Origin of the sequence: Rhizobium pisi (assembly GCF_003938655.1) — a bacterium.
Lineage (GTDB): Bacteria > Pseudomonadota > Alphaproteobacteria > Rhizobiales > Rhizobiaceae > Rhizobium > Rhizobium pisi.
This window is the reverse complement of record NZ_RJJT01000003.1, coordinates 280,503-294,755: the sequence shown is the minus strand read 5'-3', so window position 1 is coordinate 294,755 and position 14,253 is coordinate 280,503. Positions and strand designations below refer to the sequence as shown.

14 protein-coding genes are annotated in these 14,253 nt (G+C 62.4%); 7 read left to right on the top strand and 7 right to left on the bottom strand.

Annotated features, from left to right (window positions below; all coding sequences use genetic code 11):
- Positions 1 to 78: 78 nt before the first annotated feature.
- Both EFD55_RS06025 and EFD55_RS06020 read left to right on the top strand, forming a co-directional pair.
- Positions 79 to 756, top strand: a complete 678-nt coding sequence (locus EFD55_RS06025) for a winged helix-turn-helix domain-containing protein (RefSeq protein WP_125843703.1) — start codon at positions 79 to 81, stop codon at positions 754 to 756.
- Positions 743 to 2,125 carry a sensor histidine kinase gene (locus EFD55_RS06020; protein WP_125843702.1) on the top strand — a complete coding sequence of 461 codons (1,383 nt, stop codon included), beginning with the start codon at positions 743 to 745 and terminating at the stop codon, positions 2,123 to 2,125. Before EFD55_RS06025 ends, EFD55_RS06020 begins: the two co-directional genes overlap by 14 nt.
- Here the strand turns inward: EFD55_RS06020 and EFD55_RS06015 are convergent.
- Entirely contained in the window at positions 2,067 to 2,900 is an 834-nt protein-coding gene (locus tag EFD55_RS06015) for a glycosyltransferase family 25 protein (protein ID WP_125843701.1), read from the bottom strand. The genes EFD55_RS06020 and EFD55_RS06015 overlap by 59 nt on opposite strands.
- A gap of 229 nt (positions 2,901 to 3,129) precedes the next feature.
- Between EFD55_RS06015 and EFD55_RS06010 the strand changes: the two genes are divergently transcribed.
- Both EFD55_RS06010 and EFD55_RS06005 read left to right on the top strand, forming a co-directional pair.
- On the top strand, positions 3,130 to 4,056 hold the full coding sequence (locus tag EFD55_RS06010) for an MYG1 family protein (RefSeq protein WP_125843700.1): 927 nt from the start codon (positions 3,130 to 3,132) through the stop codon (positions 4,054 to 4,056).
- A 102-nt stretch (positions 4,057 to 4,158) separates the two neighbouring features.
- Positions 4,159 to 5,157: a DUF808 domain-containing protein gene (locus EFD55_RS06005; protein ID WP_125843699.1), complete on the top strand. Its 999-nt coding sequence runs from the start codon at positions 4,159 to 4,161 to the stop codon at positions 5,155 to 5,157.
- A gap of 72 nt (positions 5,158 to 5,229) precedes the next feature.
- Here EFD55_RS06005 and ilvC read toward each other — a convergent pair whose 3' ends face one another.
- Both ilvC and EFD55_RS05995 read right to left on the bottom strand, forming a co-directional pair.
- Positions 5,230 to 6,249, bottom strand: coding sequence for a ketol-acid reductoisomerase (gene ilvC / locus EFD55_RS06000; RefSeq protein ID WP_125843698.1), 1,020 nt, complete (start codon positions 6,247 to 6,249; stop codon positions 5,230 to 5,232).
- Positions 6,250 to 6,297: 48 nt separating this feature from the next.
- Positions 6,298 to 6,948, bottom strand: coding sequence for a TetR/AcrR family transcriptional regulator (locus EFD55_RS05995; RefSeq protein ID WP_125843697.1), 651 nt, complete (start codon positions 6,946 to 6,948; stop codon positions 6,298 to 6,300).
- 190 nt (positions 6,949 to 7,138) lie between these two features.
- Here EFD55_RS05995 and EFD55_RS05990 point away from each other — a divergent pair, with 190 nt between their 5' ends.
- Both EFD55_RS05990 and EFD55_RS05985 read left to right on the top strand, forming a co-directional pair.
- Positions 7,139 to 7,597, top strand: coding sequence for a hypothetical protein (locus EFD55_RS05990; RefSeq protein ID WP_125843696.1), 459 nt, complete (start codon positions 7,139 to 7,141; stop codon positions 7,595 to 7,597).
- Positions 7,598 to 7,620: 23 nt separating this feature from the next.
- On the top strand, positions 7,621 to 7,986 hold the full coding sequence (locus tag EFD55_RS05985) for a DUF4087 domain-containing protein (protein WP_125843695.1): 366 nt from the start codon (positions 7,621 to 7,623) through the stop codon (positions 7,984 to 7,986).
- Positions 7,987 to 8,023: 37 nt separating this feature from the next.
- On the opposite strand, the gene EFD55_RS05980 is transcribed toward EFD55_RS05985, so the two are convergent.
- The 3 genes from EFD55_RS05980 to EFD55_RS05970 form a co-directional block, all read right to left on the bottom strand.
- Positions 8,024 to 9,727, bottom strand: coding sequence for a hypothetical protein (locus EFD55_RS05980; RefSeq protein ID WP_125843694.1), 1,704 nt, complete (start codon positions 9,725 to 9,727; stop codon positions 8,024 to 8,026).
- A complete protein-coding gene (locus EFD55_RS05975; protein ID WP_125843693.1) occupies positions 9,727 to 10,785 on the bottom strand; it encodes a glycosyltransferase family 2 protein in 1,059 nt (352 codons plus the stop codon). The genes EFD55_RS05980 and EFD55_RS05975 overlap by 1 nt, the downstream gene beginning before the upstream one ends.
- A 99-nt stretch (positions 10,786 to 10,884) precedes the next feature.
- Complete coding sequence (locus tag EFD55_RS05970; RefSeq protein WP_125843692.1) at positions 10,885 to 11,793, bottom strand: AraC family transcriptional regulator; 909 nt, start codon at positions 11,791 to 11,793, stop codon at positions 10,885 to 10,887.
- Between the two features lie 206 nt (positions 11,794 to 11,999).
- Between EFD55_RS05970 and EFD55_RS05965 the strand changes: the two genes are divergently transcribed.
- Entirely contained in the window at positions 12,000 to 13,046 is a 1,047-nt protein-coding gene (locus EFD55_RS05965; protein WP_125843691.1) for an NAD(P)-dependent alcohol dehydrogenase, read from the top strand.
- A 95-nt stretch (positions 13,047 to 13,141) separates the two neighbouring features.
- On the opposite strand, the gene EFD55_RS05960 is transcribed toward EFD55_RS05965, so the two are convergent.
- Positions 13,142 to 14,224, bottom strand: coding sequence for an acyltransferase family protein (locus EFD55_RS05960; RefSeq protein WP_125843690.1), 1,083 nt, complete (start codon positions 14,222 to 14,224; stop codon positions 13,142 to 13,144).
- Between the last annotated feature and the right edge of the window lie 29 nt (positions 14,225 to 14,253).

Sequence of the window (14,253 nt, the reverse complement as noted above, 5' to 3'; positions counted from 1 at the left end):
TTACCAATCCGTATGTTGTGATCAAACCGCCCTATCGGCTAGATTTACCCCTCCACAGATGCGGAAACGACCCAGCCGATGAAAATCCTGCTTATCGAGGACGATACCAAGACGTCGGATTATGTCTCCAAGGGCTTCTCGGAGGCCGGGCATGTCTGCGACGTGTTCGCCGATGGTCGCGACAGTCTTTTTCAGGCGCAGCGGGAGGCCTATGACGTCATCGTCGTCGACCGCATGCTTCCGGGTCTCGACGGTCTTGCCATCGTCCGTTCGCTTCGCGCCGCAAGAATCGGCACGCCTGCGCTGTTTCTGACATCAATCGGCGGCGTCGACGACCGCGTCGAGGGGCTTGAGGCGGGCGGTGACGATTATCTCGTCAAACCCTTCGCATTCTCCGAGCTTCTCGCCCGCGTGAATGCACTCGGCCGCCGGCCGCCCGTGCGGGAAGAGAAGACCGTCCTGAAGGTTGCCGATCTCGAGCTCGATCTCATCCGGCGGGAGGCCCGCCGCGCCGGGCAGATCATCGAGCTGCAGCCGCGCGAGTTTACTTTGCTCGAGGTGCTGATGCGCGGCGAAGGCCGCGTCATCACCAAGACGATGCTGCTGGAGCGGGTCTGGGATTTCCACTTCGACCCGAAGACCAGCGTCGTCGAGACCCATATCAGCCGGCTGAGGGCCAAGGTCGACAAGCCGTTCCAGACGCAGCTTCTCCATACGGTCCGCAATACCGGATACAGCCTGCATGCGCCTCGCTAAGCTGCGCAGGAGCACGCCGTTCCGGCTTGCCGTCACCTTCGGCGTCCTCTTCGTCGTCACCTTCATCTTCAGCGGCGCGATCATGTACCACATGCTGCGTGCCGGCCTTGAGCGCGACCTGGAACAGTCGCTGCATGAAATGAACTCGCTGATCGCCTCCGCCTACGAGGCCCACGACACCGAGGACCTCGTCAACACGCTGAACAACTATGCGAGCTTCCAGTCGACCTCCGACGGGCTTTACTCGCTGACGGACGCCGGCGGCCACAAACTTGCCGGCAATTTCGCCGCCCCCCACATCCCGAACGGCGTCTACACCGTCACGTCGAGGGATGTTGGACTGAAGGGGCACGAACGCTACCGGATGCAGGTCTCCACGATCGGCCCCTATACGCTGGTGGTCGCCGAAAACTTCAACGACATCGACGAAATGCTGAGAATCGTCCTGGTGAGCTTCGAATGGGCCGCCGCGATCGTGGTGGCGACCGCCATCGGCGGCGGCGTCTTCCTCGCCGTTCGCGCCCAGGCGAGGCTGGACAAGGTCGCCCGCACCATGAACGACGTCTCGCACGGCGAACTCCAGGCCCGCATTCCGGTCACCGGAAACGGCGACGATATCGACACGGTGGCAATCCAGATCAACGCGGCCCTGGAGCGGCTCCAGACTTTGGTCGAGAGCATGCGGCAGGTGAGCGCCGATATCGCCCACGATCTCAAGACCCCGCTCAACAGACTTCGCCTGACACTGGATGCCGCGGTGACGCGAAACGACCGGCAACTCGACGTTTCCAGCCTTCTCGACGAAGCGAGAAACGAGAGCGACCGGATCAATGCGACCTTCGAGGCGCTGCTGCGCATCTCCCAGATCGAGGCCGGCGCCCGCAGGGAGCGTTTCCAGGCGACCGATATCGATGATGTGCTTGCGGTCATATCCGAAGTCTATGTCGACGTCGCGGAAGACGCCGGCCAGTCTCTGGCGATCTCCGACCACGGGCCTGCGGTCATCTGGGGCGACCGCGATCTGCTGACGCAGATGCTCGCCAATCTGGTCGAGAACGCCATCAATCACTGCGCGGCCGGAACGGTCATTACGCTGTCGCTTCGACGACAGGACGATCGCGCCATATTGTCGGTCGCCGATAACGGCCCGGGCATTCCCGCCGAAGAGCGGGACAAGGTCTTCCGGCGTCTCTATCGCCTCGACAAGAGCCGCACGACGACGGGAAGCGGTCTTGGCCTGAGCCTGGTCAAGGCGATCGCCGACCTGCACTCGGCCGAGATCGCCATGGGGGAACACCATCCGGGCCTCATTATTTCGATAGCCTTCCCGCTGCTGCCGGCCCTCTCACCTTCCACGCAGCGAGCCTGATGAAGCGGACGGCAAACCGACGCACCTCAGCCGCCATGCGATATGGCAGAACGCTCCACGGCCGGCGGCGCCGGCCAATCCGGTAGGTCGAGAGGCCGGCCTGTATCTGGGAATGCGCATCAGCCCGCTGGCTCACCGGAACCGGATCGACGAAACAGGCCCTGAGCCCCTCGTCGAACTCCAAATCGAGCGCGATATCATAGGGCAGCCGCATGGGAAGAAGCATGTCCGCAATCCAGCCGGCAGCCTTGCGATTGATGAGATAGGCGCCCGATCCTTTCTCGCGGGTGAGCGCGATCGCCAGCGAGCGGGATGCCGTGAGCGGTCCCACCTTATGCTTGCGCCCGCTATTCACGGTGGAAAGACGCAGGATATCCCAGGAATCCTGGCGCTCGAGGGCAGCGGCAAGCACCTCGGCGAAGTCGTCGTCGAAGTCGAGGTCGTCTTCGAGAATGAGAGCGAATTCACCTTTGCTGGCAAGGAACTTCCTCGCGCATTCGACATGGCTGAGATAGCAGCCGATCTCGAAGGGATTCGGTCTGCGGCCATGCCGGCGCAGATAGGATTTCGCGTCGAAATCGCGACGCGGCAAGGCAATGCTCACGCCGTCGACAGCCGCCACGCGCTCGAATTCCATGCCGATTTCGGTGAGCAGGCGCTCCATGCGAAACCGGCGAAGCTCCGCCCGGTCGAGATTGATGAGATAGGTATTGATCCGCAGGCTGACGGGATGAACGGCCGAAACGACATCGGCAGCTGTGGCATGCATATTCATGAGAACTCGCCTCGACTTGGGTAATTACGATTCCACCCAGCCTGCGCTCGAAAACTCACGGGGACTTCGCCCGAACTATACAATTTCGTAAGGCGCGCCTGTCGCTTGGTCATCCATGACGTGCGGGCCAAGCCATCAATGCGCGAATGACGGGTTGAGATGGCGTCCGGCAACGGCTATCTCAGGCAAACCTCAAGCGGGTCCTCCGCAAAAGACAAGGCTGAACCGCATGATCCCAGATTTCCTCGTCACCCATTCCGGTGGCTTCCATGCCGACGAGTTGCTGTCGAGCGTCATCCTGACCCGGCTTTTCCCGCAGGCGCGCATCGTCCGCAGCCGGGCGTCGGAATGGATCACCCCGGGCGCGGACCGCATCATTTACGATGTGGGCGGCGCCTATGACGCCGAGGCGGGGATCTTCGATCACCATCAGCGCGGCGCGCCGCTGCGGGAGGACGGCCAGCCCTACAGCTCGTTCGGGCTGATCTGGAAGCATTATGGCCATGATTATCTGGCAGCCGCGGGCCTTCCCGAAGAGCATATCGAGGCGGTGCATGCCTCCTTCGATCGAAGCTTCGCGCTGCCGATCGATCTGACGGACAATGGCGCACTCAGCCCCTCCGGGCCGCTTGGCGCGCTCACCCTGCCCGCATTGCTGGAAACGCTGAAGCCGGTTTTCGACGACCGGGATCCCGAGGCCGACGATCGCGCATTCCACGCAGCACTTGCCGTTGCCCGCAGCTTCGTCGAGGCAAAGATCGCCCAGAGCGCCGCAAAATTGCGGGCCGAGGCCCTCGTGCATCGGGCAATCCTGGATACTGGCGAGGGGCGCGTGCTCGAGCTGCCGATGGGAATGCCCTTCCGCCCTGCGATCGTGAAGGCCGGCGCCGATCACCTGCTCTTCGTCGTCCACCCGCGCGAAAAGGACTGGTGCGTGACCGGCATCCGCCGCGGCGACGACGGTTTCGAGCTGAGGGCCGATCTGCCTGCCGCCTGGGCGGGCCTCACCAATGGCGAGTTGGAGGCTGCCTGCGGCGTGAGCGGCGCAAGCTTCTGCCACAACGGCCGTTTCATCGCCGCCGCCAGGACCCGCGAGGCGGCGCTCGCCATGGCCGAGCTTGCGGTCGAGGAAGCTGTCGCCAGCGGCAAGGCCTGATAGCGGCCGTCGATGGCAGCCGTCATGCCGCTATCGCCCCTTCCCGGCCGCCGCCTGGCTCTATAGTTTCATCGTCGCAAACGCCCAAATGAGAGGTTTCCTGTGAGTGTCGGCCTGATTGCCCTTCTTGATGATGTCGCAGCGATTGCCAAGGCTGCAGCCGCTTCGCTCGACGATGTGGTTGCCCAGGCCGGCAGGGCCGGCGCGAAGGCCGCCGGCGTCGTCATCGACGATACGGCCGTCACGCCGCGCTATGTCACCGGCTTTTCGCCCGCACGCGAACTGCCGATCATCGCAAAGATCACGCTCGGTTCGCTGAAGAACAAGATCCTGTTCCTCCTGCCGGCCGCGCTGATCCTGAGCCTCGTCCTGCCCGGGGCCATCACGCCTCTGCTGATGCTCGGCGGGCTTTACCTCTGCTATGAGGGCGCTGAGAAAGTCTACGAGCTTGTCTTTCCCCATACCGCGCACGCGCACGAAGCCGAGCTCGATGCGGGCAGCGTCGATCCGAAGGCCTTCGAGGATGAAAAAGTGGCGGGCGCCGTCCGGACCGACTTCATCCTCTCGGCGGAGATCATGGCGATCACCCTCGGCTCAGTTCCTGAAGCCGGCCTGGCAACGCAGGCGCTGGTCCTTGCCATCGTCGGCATTGCGATCACCGCCGGCGTCTACGGCGTCGTCGCCTTGATCGTCAAGGCTGATGACGTCGGGCTCTGGCTCGCCCAGCGCTCGCCTTCGTCTCCAGCGGGCGCACTTCCGCGCATGCTCGGCCGCGGCCTCGTGCAGGGCATGCCCTATCTCCTGAAAGTGCTGGGTGCGGTCGGGACGGCGGCGATGATATGGGTCGGCGGCGGCATTATCGTGCACGGCGCCGAGGTGTTCGGGTTCGGCTGGCCGAGCCACCTTCTCCATGATGCCGGAGAAAGTGCTGCCCATGTGCTCCCGGCAATCGGCGGATTGGTTTCCTGGCTGGTTCAGGCCGCAGGCTCCGGCCTCGTCGGCATCGCCCTCGGGCTGGCGATGATCCCGACCGTCAGCTTTGCCGTGGCACCCGCATGGCGGTGGTGCTCGACACGCATCCGCAAGATCAGGACCGCATAACAACAAATATCGGGATAAAGACCGAAGCGCGCCGCATGAACCAGGTTCGATGCGGCGCGCTCCGAAAAGCGCTTAGTTGACGGACTTGTCGACCAGCTTGTTCTTGCCGATCCAGGGCATCATGCCGCGCAGCTTGGCGCCGACTTCCTCGATCTGGTGGCTGTCGTTGACGCGGCGGATGCCCTTGAAGCGGGCTGCACCCGACTTGTATTCCTGCATCCACTCGGAGGTGAACTTGCCGGTCTGGATGTCCTTGAGGACACGCTTCATCTCGGCCTTGGTTTCTTCGGTGATGATGCGCGGACCCGTGACGTATTCGCCCCACTCGGCCGTGTTGGAGATCGAGTAGTTCATGTTGGCGATGCCGCCTTCATAGATCAGGTCGACGATCAGCTTCACTTCGTGCAGGCACTCGAAATAGGCCATCTCAGGAGCGTAACCGGCTTCGGTGAGCGTTTCGAAGCCAGCGCGGATGAGCTCGACGAGACCGCCGCAGAGAACGACCTGTTCGCCGAAGAGGTCGGTTTCGCACTCTTCGCGGAAGTTGGTTTCGATGATGCCGGAACGGCCGCCGCCGACGCCGCAGGCGTAGGAGAGAGCGAGTTCAAGCGCGTTGCCGGAAGCGTTCTGGTGAACGGCAACGAGGCAGGGAACGCCGCCGCCCTTCTGGTATTCGCCGCGAACCGTGTGGCCCGGGCCCTTCGGGGCGATCATGACGACGTCGACCGAAGCCTTCGGCTCGATGAGGCCGAAGTGAACGTTGAGGCCGTGGGCAAAGGCGATGGCTGCGCCGTCGCGGATATTGCCGGCGATGTCAGCCTTGTAGATCTCGGCCTGCAGTTCGTCCGGGGTCGCCATCATCATCAGATCGGCCCAGGCGGCGGCTTCTGCAACCGTCATGACCTTGAAGCCGTCGGCTTCGGCCTTCTTGACTGTCGGCGAACCGGCCTTCAGCGCGATGACGAGGTTCTGGGCGCCGCTGTCCTTGAGGTTCAGCGCATGGGCACGGCCTTGCGAACCGTAACCGATGACGGCGACCTTCTTGGCCTTGATGAGGTTGAGATCGGCATCACGATCGTAATAGACGCGCATTTGAAGTTCCTTCCCTTTGCTTGTCTTGTTGACTGTCATGAAAGCGGGTCAGCCGAGAGCCGGCATCTCCGCGAGAACCTTGTCCGTGCCGTAGAGCCGGAGGAAGGCGGTCACCGCCCTCTCCGCCTGGCGCGCGGTATCCTTGAGGCCGGGCTCGCCGAGCAGCATGCGCACATGCAGGTCGGAGACCACGAGGCCGTAAAGCGTGTGATAGGCCTCGTCGGCATCGGAAAACCGAAGGAGCCCTGCCCTTTTGCCGGCATCGATCAGCGCCATGGCGCGCCGGTCGATCTGGCGGCGGCCGCGTTCAAGCAGCAGCTTGCCGAGCTTGGAGCCGTCGCGGTGCGACTGGCCGATCGCCAGCCGGTTCAGCGCCAGCGAGACGTCGCCGGCCAGAACCTCCAAGAGGTCGCGCGCGAAGATGACGACATGGTCGTGCAGGCTCGCCGCCGTCAGTCGCTCGCCGTTGCGCTCGAAAGTGCGCACCTTGCTTGCCTGGTAGGCGATCATCGCCGACAGAAGCCCGTCGCGGTCGCCGAACCACTTGTAGAGGCTTTCCTTGGAGCAATTGGCGGCGCGCGCGACCCCCGAGGTCGTCAGCGCCTTCTCGCCGCCATCGACGAGCAACTGCAGCGCCTGCTCCAGAACGGCGTTCTGGCGCGGCGAAAATTCGCTCGGCTCTGCGGTATCGACGGACACGGACGTGGCTCCCCTTTGAAAGTACCGTACGGTACGGTTCGTGAGCTATATGCGGCAAACCGATCGGGACGTCAAGAAGCCCCGGCGGATTTTTTTATGACCGATATCCCGGCGAAACGCCAGAATTGCATAGGCGCGCCCGCCCGGGAATCGCATAATGTCGCGCCACGCCATTTGCCGGGAGCCTTCCATGCCGCGCCTGCCCGCCGCCCTTCTTCTAGCCGGAACACTGCTCCTGGCAACGACGCCCCTGACCATCGGCGCTTTCGCGCAGTCGGAAAACGACGTCTACAACAAGATCGAGGAGTTGCACGGCGATGCCGCGGGTTTCGACCGGCCGCTGCGCCAGCTCGTCCGCGCGATGCGCTCGGGCGATGCCGAGGCTATCGCCGGCCTTGTCGAATACCCGCTCACCGTCAAGGCGAACGGCGAGACCTACGATGTCGAGAATGCCGAGGATTTCGTCGAGAATTTCGACGATCTGGTGACGGCTGAGACCCGCCGCACCGTCGGGCGCCAGCAATATCAGGATCTCTTCGTCAACAGCGACGGCGTCATGCTCGCGAACGGCGCCGTCTGGATGGGCGCGGTCTGCGACGACAATGCCTGCCAGGACAGCCATTGGGCGATCATCGCGATCAACAATTGAAATCCGGCGACGAGGAAAAGCCAATGAAATACTGGGTAGCCGCGGCCATCATCACCGCAGCCGTGACCATCGCGGCGAATGCACAGGCCGCCGAGACGCGTTGCGGCTGGATCGAGAATCCGACGCCCGCCAACTGGTGGCTGCAGGATGCGGAGAACACCTGGACGATCATGACCCAGGGCGAGGATGTCGATGCGGTGGAAGGCATGGACCTGATCCCCGATATATCAGAACACGATTACGTCAGGACCAACGGCAATTATGGCTATGCCTGCGCCTGCATGGGCGTCGAGACCGACGGCAAGGATCGCATCACGAAAATCCTCTCCTTCCGCCAGCTGAAGCTCGCCAAATGCCGTGCCGACAAGGCGCTGAAATCTCCAGGCTGATCGGAGCCTAAACCGAAAAACTGGAAGGCCGGCGCGATCATGACCCAAGGGCAATTGATGCCGCAGCGCAGCCGGCAGGGATCGGCGGAGATTCTTCCGGCATCGTCTTGTCGATCGCGTATAGCTTCGCGAAACCGGCATCCTCGATGAGCGTCAGGCCGGCTGGCATGACGTTGCCGACATAGTCGTCGGTAACATCGGCATTGGCGACCAGGACGAAATCGAACCGCCTGCGCCAATCCGACAGGTACAGATAAGACGGATCGGCTTTAAACTCCTGCATCAATGCCGGGCAGGAAAGCACGCCAATCGACACGAGACTGCTCTCGGGAGCCGCGATCTCAGACCATGGCGGCAGGACGGAGAGCGGCTGCTTGCCTTTTGCGGTGAAGAGTGTCGGCACGAAAGCATGGGAGAACGGCAGGGCAAGCGCCGGCAGATGCCGGTAGGTAGCCAGTCCCCACACAAAAATCCGGCTGGAGTGGGCAAGGCCGCTTTCCTTCCCCGCTTTGTGCTCCAGAGGCAGCACGGCCGCACCGGCCGGTATCTTCTTGAGAACGCTCTCAACGGCGGCAACATCCTTCTGCGCCAACCACCAGTTCCATCCGATCCAGCCGGTACGGCCGAACACCGTGAGATTGACGATGAGCGCCAGCAGCAGCGCCTGCCGGCGCGTGAGATTGGCGAAGGGGCACACCATTGCCATAGCGACGAGCGCCGCCATGATCGGAAAGCGCCAGCTGATCCATCCGGTGCCGAGCGCGTGGCGAGGCGAAATACAGGAGAGAAGCAGGAGGCCACAGGCGGCGACGGCAAGCCCTGCATGAATACGAATGTCGCCGACGCGCGCGGCCCGCGTGCAGATGAAAATCAGCGGCAGAACCAGCACGACATCCACCACCGGAACATAGGTCATGATGGCGGAGAGCAAATTCTGGACAATCAAAACGATGCTGTCGTTCCAGACAAGGCCGAGGCCATTGCCGGCGGCGTTGGGCAGAGCCGCCGTATGGAGATAGAGCGAAAGCGGCGGGAGGACGCAGGCGCCAAGCGCCAGTGCCAACCGGCCGGCAAGTCTGAGCAGGCCCGCTTTCGATCGCACTATGTCGATGCGCCAGGAAAATTCGAGGCCGCAGACGATCGCCATGTAGAAGCCGAGCGCGAAGATATGCATTACCGTCAGCGCCAGTGCGGCGGCGAGCCGCCAGGCAAAAGCCAAGGCGGGATTTTTCCCCTGCAGCCGCAGATCCACGCAGGCGAAGACAAGCGCCATGCCGAGGCCGATCTGGAAATTGATGAAGCCGCCGATCATGGTGGCGCACCAGCCGAGCGACAGCATGGCGATCTGCCAATAGTGCCGGCCTCCGAAAAGCGCGCGGTGCAGGCAGATCGCGCCAAGCGGCGGCAGCACGATCGCCAGGAAAAGCAAGGCCCGCGCCAGAGCATCCGCGCCGATGAGCGGTCCGAGCCAGACGGCCAGGAGATCCATTCCCACATTGGTGAAGGTGCGGTTCCAATCGACCGCATAGATCTGAGGAAAAGGCTGCTCGCCTATTCCGCCCGAAAGAAGCCAGAGACGAGCGTAGTGATTGGCATAATCGAGAATGGGCGGAAAAGGAAACAGCACCACCAAGGCCGCGGCAAGTGCGACGAAAGCGGCGATCGCGATGGTGGAATCCTGTCTGGCAGCCGATTCTTCAGGCTTGGCCTTGGCCGAGGCAGGCGCGGCAATCTGGTCCATTATCCGATCCGGCTGGTCTTTTGCGACCGCGGCGGCTCACCGGATGCAAAGACTGCATCCAGCGCGGCGCGTCGGTCGCTCGCGCTCATCTCGGAAAAGACGGCCGGCAGTTCAGCCTGTTCGCTGCCGCGCCGGACCGTTTCGATCATGAACATCGGCCGTTTCTTGCTCTCCTGCACGAGACGGCCGAGATACTCGCCGATGATGCCGATGCAGATCAGCTGGATGGCGCTGAAGACGCTGACGGCGACCATGATCGACGACCAGCCGGTAACCGTTTCGCCTTCCAGCCAGCGCACGAATGTATAGACGAGCAACGCGATCGCGACGCCGGCGCTGACCACGCCGAGCCATGTGGCGATACGCAGCGGCGTCGTCGAAAAGCTGGTGATCGCGTCGAGCGCAAAATTGATCATCTTGCGCAGCGGATATTTCGTCGTGCCGGCAAAGCGGGCATCACGCTCATAAGGCAGGGCCACCTGCCTGCCGCCGATCCAGCTGACCATGCCGCGAATGAAGCGATCGCGCTCCGGCATGGCGAGCAGGATATCGACGACGCGCCGGCGCATCAGCCGGAAATCGCCGGTATCGCGCGGGATGGTCACCGAAGCGAGCCTGGACAGGGCGCGATAGAAGAGCGAAGCCGAGGCGAGCTTGAACCAGGTTTCACCCTCGCGGCGCGTGCGCTGGCCGTAGACGACGTCGGCGCCGCGCTCCATGATCGGCATCATCATCAAAAGCAGTTCGGGCGGATCCTGAAGATCGGCGTCGATCAAAAGCACGCGCTCGCCCCGGGACGCGGCAAGACCCGCCGTCGATGCCAGCTGGTGGCCGTGATTGCGCAGGAGGCGAATGCCGAGCACCTCGGGCACATCAGCCGCCAGATCCGAGATGATCTCCCAGGTGCCGTCGGACGAGCCGTCATCGACGAGAATGAGCTCGAAGGCATCGCCGGCAACGCTGCGAGCAGCGGCCACCGCGCGACGGCAGAATTCGCGCAGACCCTCTTCCTCGTTGTGACAAGGCGCGACGATGGAAAGAAATGGTGTTTGCGTCATGCCGCCATCAGTGCTTGGTGTTTCGAACAAGCCTAGCTGCGAAACGTCAAACATCCTTTAATAGCAACTGCACCGGCGTCTTGGCGGACGCGCTGCGCTCTATTCCGCCGCCATGATTTCGCGCGCGCCGTCGATATCGCGGGCGGGTGACGCGCCGTAGAGGCGGCTGTATTCGCGGCTGAACTGCGAGGGGCTCTGATAGCCGACGCGGTGGCCGGCCGTGCCGGCATCGAGCCGCTCGACGAGCATCAGGCGGCGCGCCTCATGCAGGCGAAGCTGCTTCTGATACTGCACCGGCGTCATCGCCGTCACCGATTTGAAGTGGTGATGGAAGGACGACACGCTCATGCTGACGCGCTCGGCAAGGTCTTCGATCCGCAGCGGCCGCGCGAAATTTTCCTTCAGCCACGCGACCGCGCGCGCGACCCGGTTGCTGTGGCTGTCTGCCGTGGCGATGTTGATCAGCCGCGCGCCGTCAGGCCCGGTCAGCACACGGTAGAGGATTTCCTGCTCGATCAGCGGCGCCATGGCCGGGATGTCGGCTGGACGATCGAGCAAACGCATCAGGCGGACAGCGGCGTCGAGCAGTTCCGGCGGAGCGACATTCACCGCCATCCCGCGCTGCCCGTCGGTATGGGCGGCCGGGCGCGGAATATCGATGCGGCTCAAAAGCTCCAGCAGCTTTTCGGAGTCGATTGCCAGCCCCAGGCAGAGGTGCGGAACCTCGGGGCTCGCCTCCGTGACGCGCCAGGCGACCGGCAGGTCGAGCGAGGTCAAAAGATAGTCGCCGGTGCCATAGCTGATCTGCTCCGTGCCGAGGCGCAGGCTCTTGGCCCCTTGCAGCACGAAGGCGAAACACGGCTGGTAGCTGCTGTGCAGCGGGTCGCTGGGCCTGGATCGGCGGCTGATGTGTAGATTGCCGATCGCCGTGGAGAACCCGCCGTCGTGAGGTGCGAAGCGCATCGAGATGTCGACGATTTCCTGATAGGGGCTGTAGGGCAAGGTCATGCGGCAACTCTTTCTGTCAATTGTCTGACGCCGGCGATACCGCCTCTATCTAGAGTGCCTTCGCCATTTCGCAAACAGGCCGGCCTCTCACTTTTGCAGGATCGTGCAAAAAGCTCGGAGGATCGCTCTAACCCTCTCGCGCGGTTCCGGGCAATAGTCCAGCATCCCGTTCAACCCCCACTCCATGATCAAAAAGGAAGGTTCCCATGCCTATTGCAAGAGGCTACGCCGCCACCGACGCTTCCAAGCCGCTCACCCCCTTCACCTTCGAGCGCCGCAACCCGAACCCCGATGACGTCGTCATCGACATCAAGTTTGCTGGCATCTGCCATTCCGACATCCACACCGTCCGCAACGAGTGGAAGAACGCCGTCTACCCGATCGTGCCCGGCCATGAGATCGCCGGCATCGTCTCGGCCGTCGGCTCCGCCGTAACCAAGTTCAAGGTCGGCGACCGCGTCGGCGTCGGCTGCTTCGTCGATTCCTGCATCGGCTGCGCCGAGCGCGATCTCGACCGCGAACAGTACATGCCGGGTCTCAGCGGCACCTACAATGATTTCGAAGCCGACGGCAAGACACGCACCCAGGGCGGCTATTCCGATAGCATCGTCGTCAAAGAGGGCTATGTCATGTCGATCCCTGACAACCTTCCGCTCGATGCCTCCGCGCCGCTGCTCTGCGCCGGCATCACGCTCTATTCGCCGCTGCGCCACTGGAATGCCGGCCCCGACAAGAAGGTCGCGATCCTCGGCATGGGCGGCCTTGGCCACATGGGCGTCAAGCTTGGTTCGGCCATGGGCGCCGATATCACCGTGCTCTCCCAGACCCTTTCCAAGAAGGAAGACGGCCTGAAGCTCGGCGCCAAGGAATATTACGCCACCAACGACCCGGAAACCTTCACGAAGCTCGCCGGCACGTTCGACCTGATCATCTGCACCGTCAGCGCCGGGATCGACTGGAACGCCTATCTCGGCCTGCTCAAGGTGGACGGTTCCTTCGTGGTCGTCGGCGCCCCGGAACACCCGATCCCGGTGCATGCCTTCTCGATCATCCCCGGCCGCAAGAGCATCTCCGGCTCGATGATCGGATCGATCAAGGAAACCCAGGAAATGCTCGACTTCTGCGGCAAGCACAACATCGTCTCCGAGATCGAGAAGATCAACATCCAGCAGGTCAACGAAGCCTATGAGCGCGTCCTGAAAAGCGACGTCCGCTACCGCTTCGTGATCGACATCGCCTCGCTGGCGGCCTGAGGAACGAGGGGCGGCTCCTTCGGGGGCCGCCTGTCTATCCGGCGCGGACTACCTGCAACCGGCCGTCTCGAAGTGTAGCCGTCAATTATGGACGGCTAGATTGGCCTCCAACGAAGCCACAACTTTCGGCCAGGGGACTGTATCGAGATAGCGATGAGGTGCGCCGTCAACAATGACAGGGGCAAAAGGAATACCACCAAAGGAGTTGCGTCTCGGTGGCATTCGCCGCCCCAGGAGGTGTTGCCGAGCCCGAGATAATTGCGCAAAGCAAAGCAATCGCCCACTCCGTACGTTGCGAGAAGAATAAGCAGCGGTACGTGCACGAGGTAAAGAGGATAGGATATCTCGCCCATCCAGGTGGCGATGCGTTCAAACCGTGCATTTCTTGCCAGACACAAGCCAAACCACATGATCATTGGGTGAGCGGCAAATGTCAGGAGCAGATAGTATTTTCTCTCGGTGAGGACGAATCCCGAATAGAGCGCCGCAAGAGCAGCCACCAAAATCCAAGCGGGCCAGGCAGCAAGCCTGATGCGGAAGCCTCGTCGCCAAAGACAACTGATAAGCACTCCGCCATAGAAAGACGCCAGCACCCGGGGAAAGCCCCCGACAATATCACCCCAAACAGAGCCCGGCGGGTATCGAAAGTACCACAGCGCAACGATAAACGCCGGCGCCGATAGCGCGACAATAGAAACGGCCGGCCGGAAACGAGCCGCAGTGAATAAAAAGACTGCGTTGGCCACGACTTCAAAGAACAACGACCATGCCGGGCCGTTCAAGGGCAGAATGCCGAGAACAGTGTCCGACGGCGCCGGAAGCATAAGCAGGCTGGCAACGGAGGAAACGGCAAAAGCGCTGCGGCTCCAGTTTTCAAGGTGACCAATCAATGGGAAAACGGACACAGCGCCGAGCAATGTGCAAACAAGGTAGACGGGGTACAATCGCGCAATACGGTGACTGATGAAGTCTCGGCGGCCACCCGCCTTTAACAGGCTCTCGCCGTATCTTTCCGCCAAAACGAAGCCGCTTAACATGAAGAAAAGATCGACGGCAGCATAAGCGACAGGAAATGCACTGCTGGAATGATAGATAAGAACGAGTATTGCGGACGCTCCACGCAACAAATCGAGCATCCAGAAACGATGCTTTCCGTCAGCTGATACGTCGCTTGTCATGCAAAGATCTCACGCTCTCTTCCCAGCCA

What these genes read in the sequence shown, in the direction of transcription:
- EFD55_RS05965 (WP_125843691.1), top strand. Translation starts at nt 12,000, where the DNA reads ATGCCTATTGCAAGAGGCTACGCCGCCACCGACGCTTCCAAGCCGCTC.
- ilvC (WP_125843698.1), bottom strand. Translation starts at nt 6,249, where the DNA reads ATGCGCGTCTATTACGATCGTGATGCCGATCTCAACCTCATCAAGGCC.
- EFD55_RS05960 (WP_125843690.1), bottom strand. Translation starts at nt 14,224, where the DNA reads ATGACAAGCGACGTATCAGCTGACGGAAAGCATCGTTTCTGGATGCTC.
- EFD55_RS05990 (WP_125843696.1), top strand. Translation starts at nt 7,139, where the DNA reads ATGCCGCGCCTGCCCGCCGCCCTTCTTCTAGCCGGAACACTGCTCCTG.
- EFD55_RS06010 (WP_125843700.1), top strand. Translation starts at nt 3,130, where the DNA reads ATGATCCCAGATTTCCTCGTCACCCATTCCGGTGGCTTCCATGCCGAC.
- EFD55_RS05975 (WP_125843693.1), bottom strand. Translation starts at nt 10,785, where the DNA reads ATGACGCAAACACCATTTCTTTCCATCGTCGCGCCTTGTCACAACGAG.
- EFD55_RS05985 (WP_125843695.1), top strand. Translation starts at nt 7,621, where the DNA reads ATGAAATACTGGGTAGCCGCGGCCATCATCACCGCAGCCGTGACCATC.
- EFD55_RS05970 (WP_125843692.1), bottom strand. Translation starts at nt 11,793, where the DNA reads ATGACCTTGCCCTACAGCCCCTATCAGGAAATCGTCGACATCTCGATG.
- EFD55_RS06025 (WP_125843703.1), top strand. Translation starts at nt 79, where the DNA reads ATGAAAATCCTGCTTATCGAGGACGATACCAAGACGTCGGATTATGTC.
- EFD55_RS05980 (WP_125843694.1), bottom strand. Translation starts at nt 9,727, where the DNA reads ATGGACCAGATTGCCGCGCCTGCCTCGGCCAAGGCCAAGCCTGAAGAA.
- EFD55_RS06015 (WP_125843701.1), bottom strand. Translation starts at nt 2,900, where the DNA reads ATGAATATGCATGCCACAGCTGCCGATGTCGTTTCGGCCGTTCATCCC.
- EFD55_RS06020 (WP_125843702.1), top strand. Translation starts at nt 743, where the DNA reads ATGCGCCTCGCTAAGCTGCGCAGGAGCACGCCGTTCCGGCTTGCCGTC.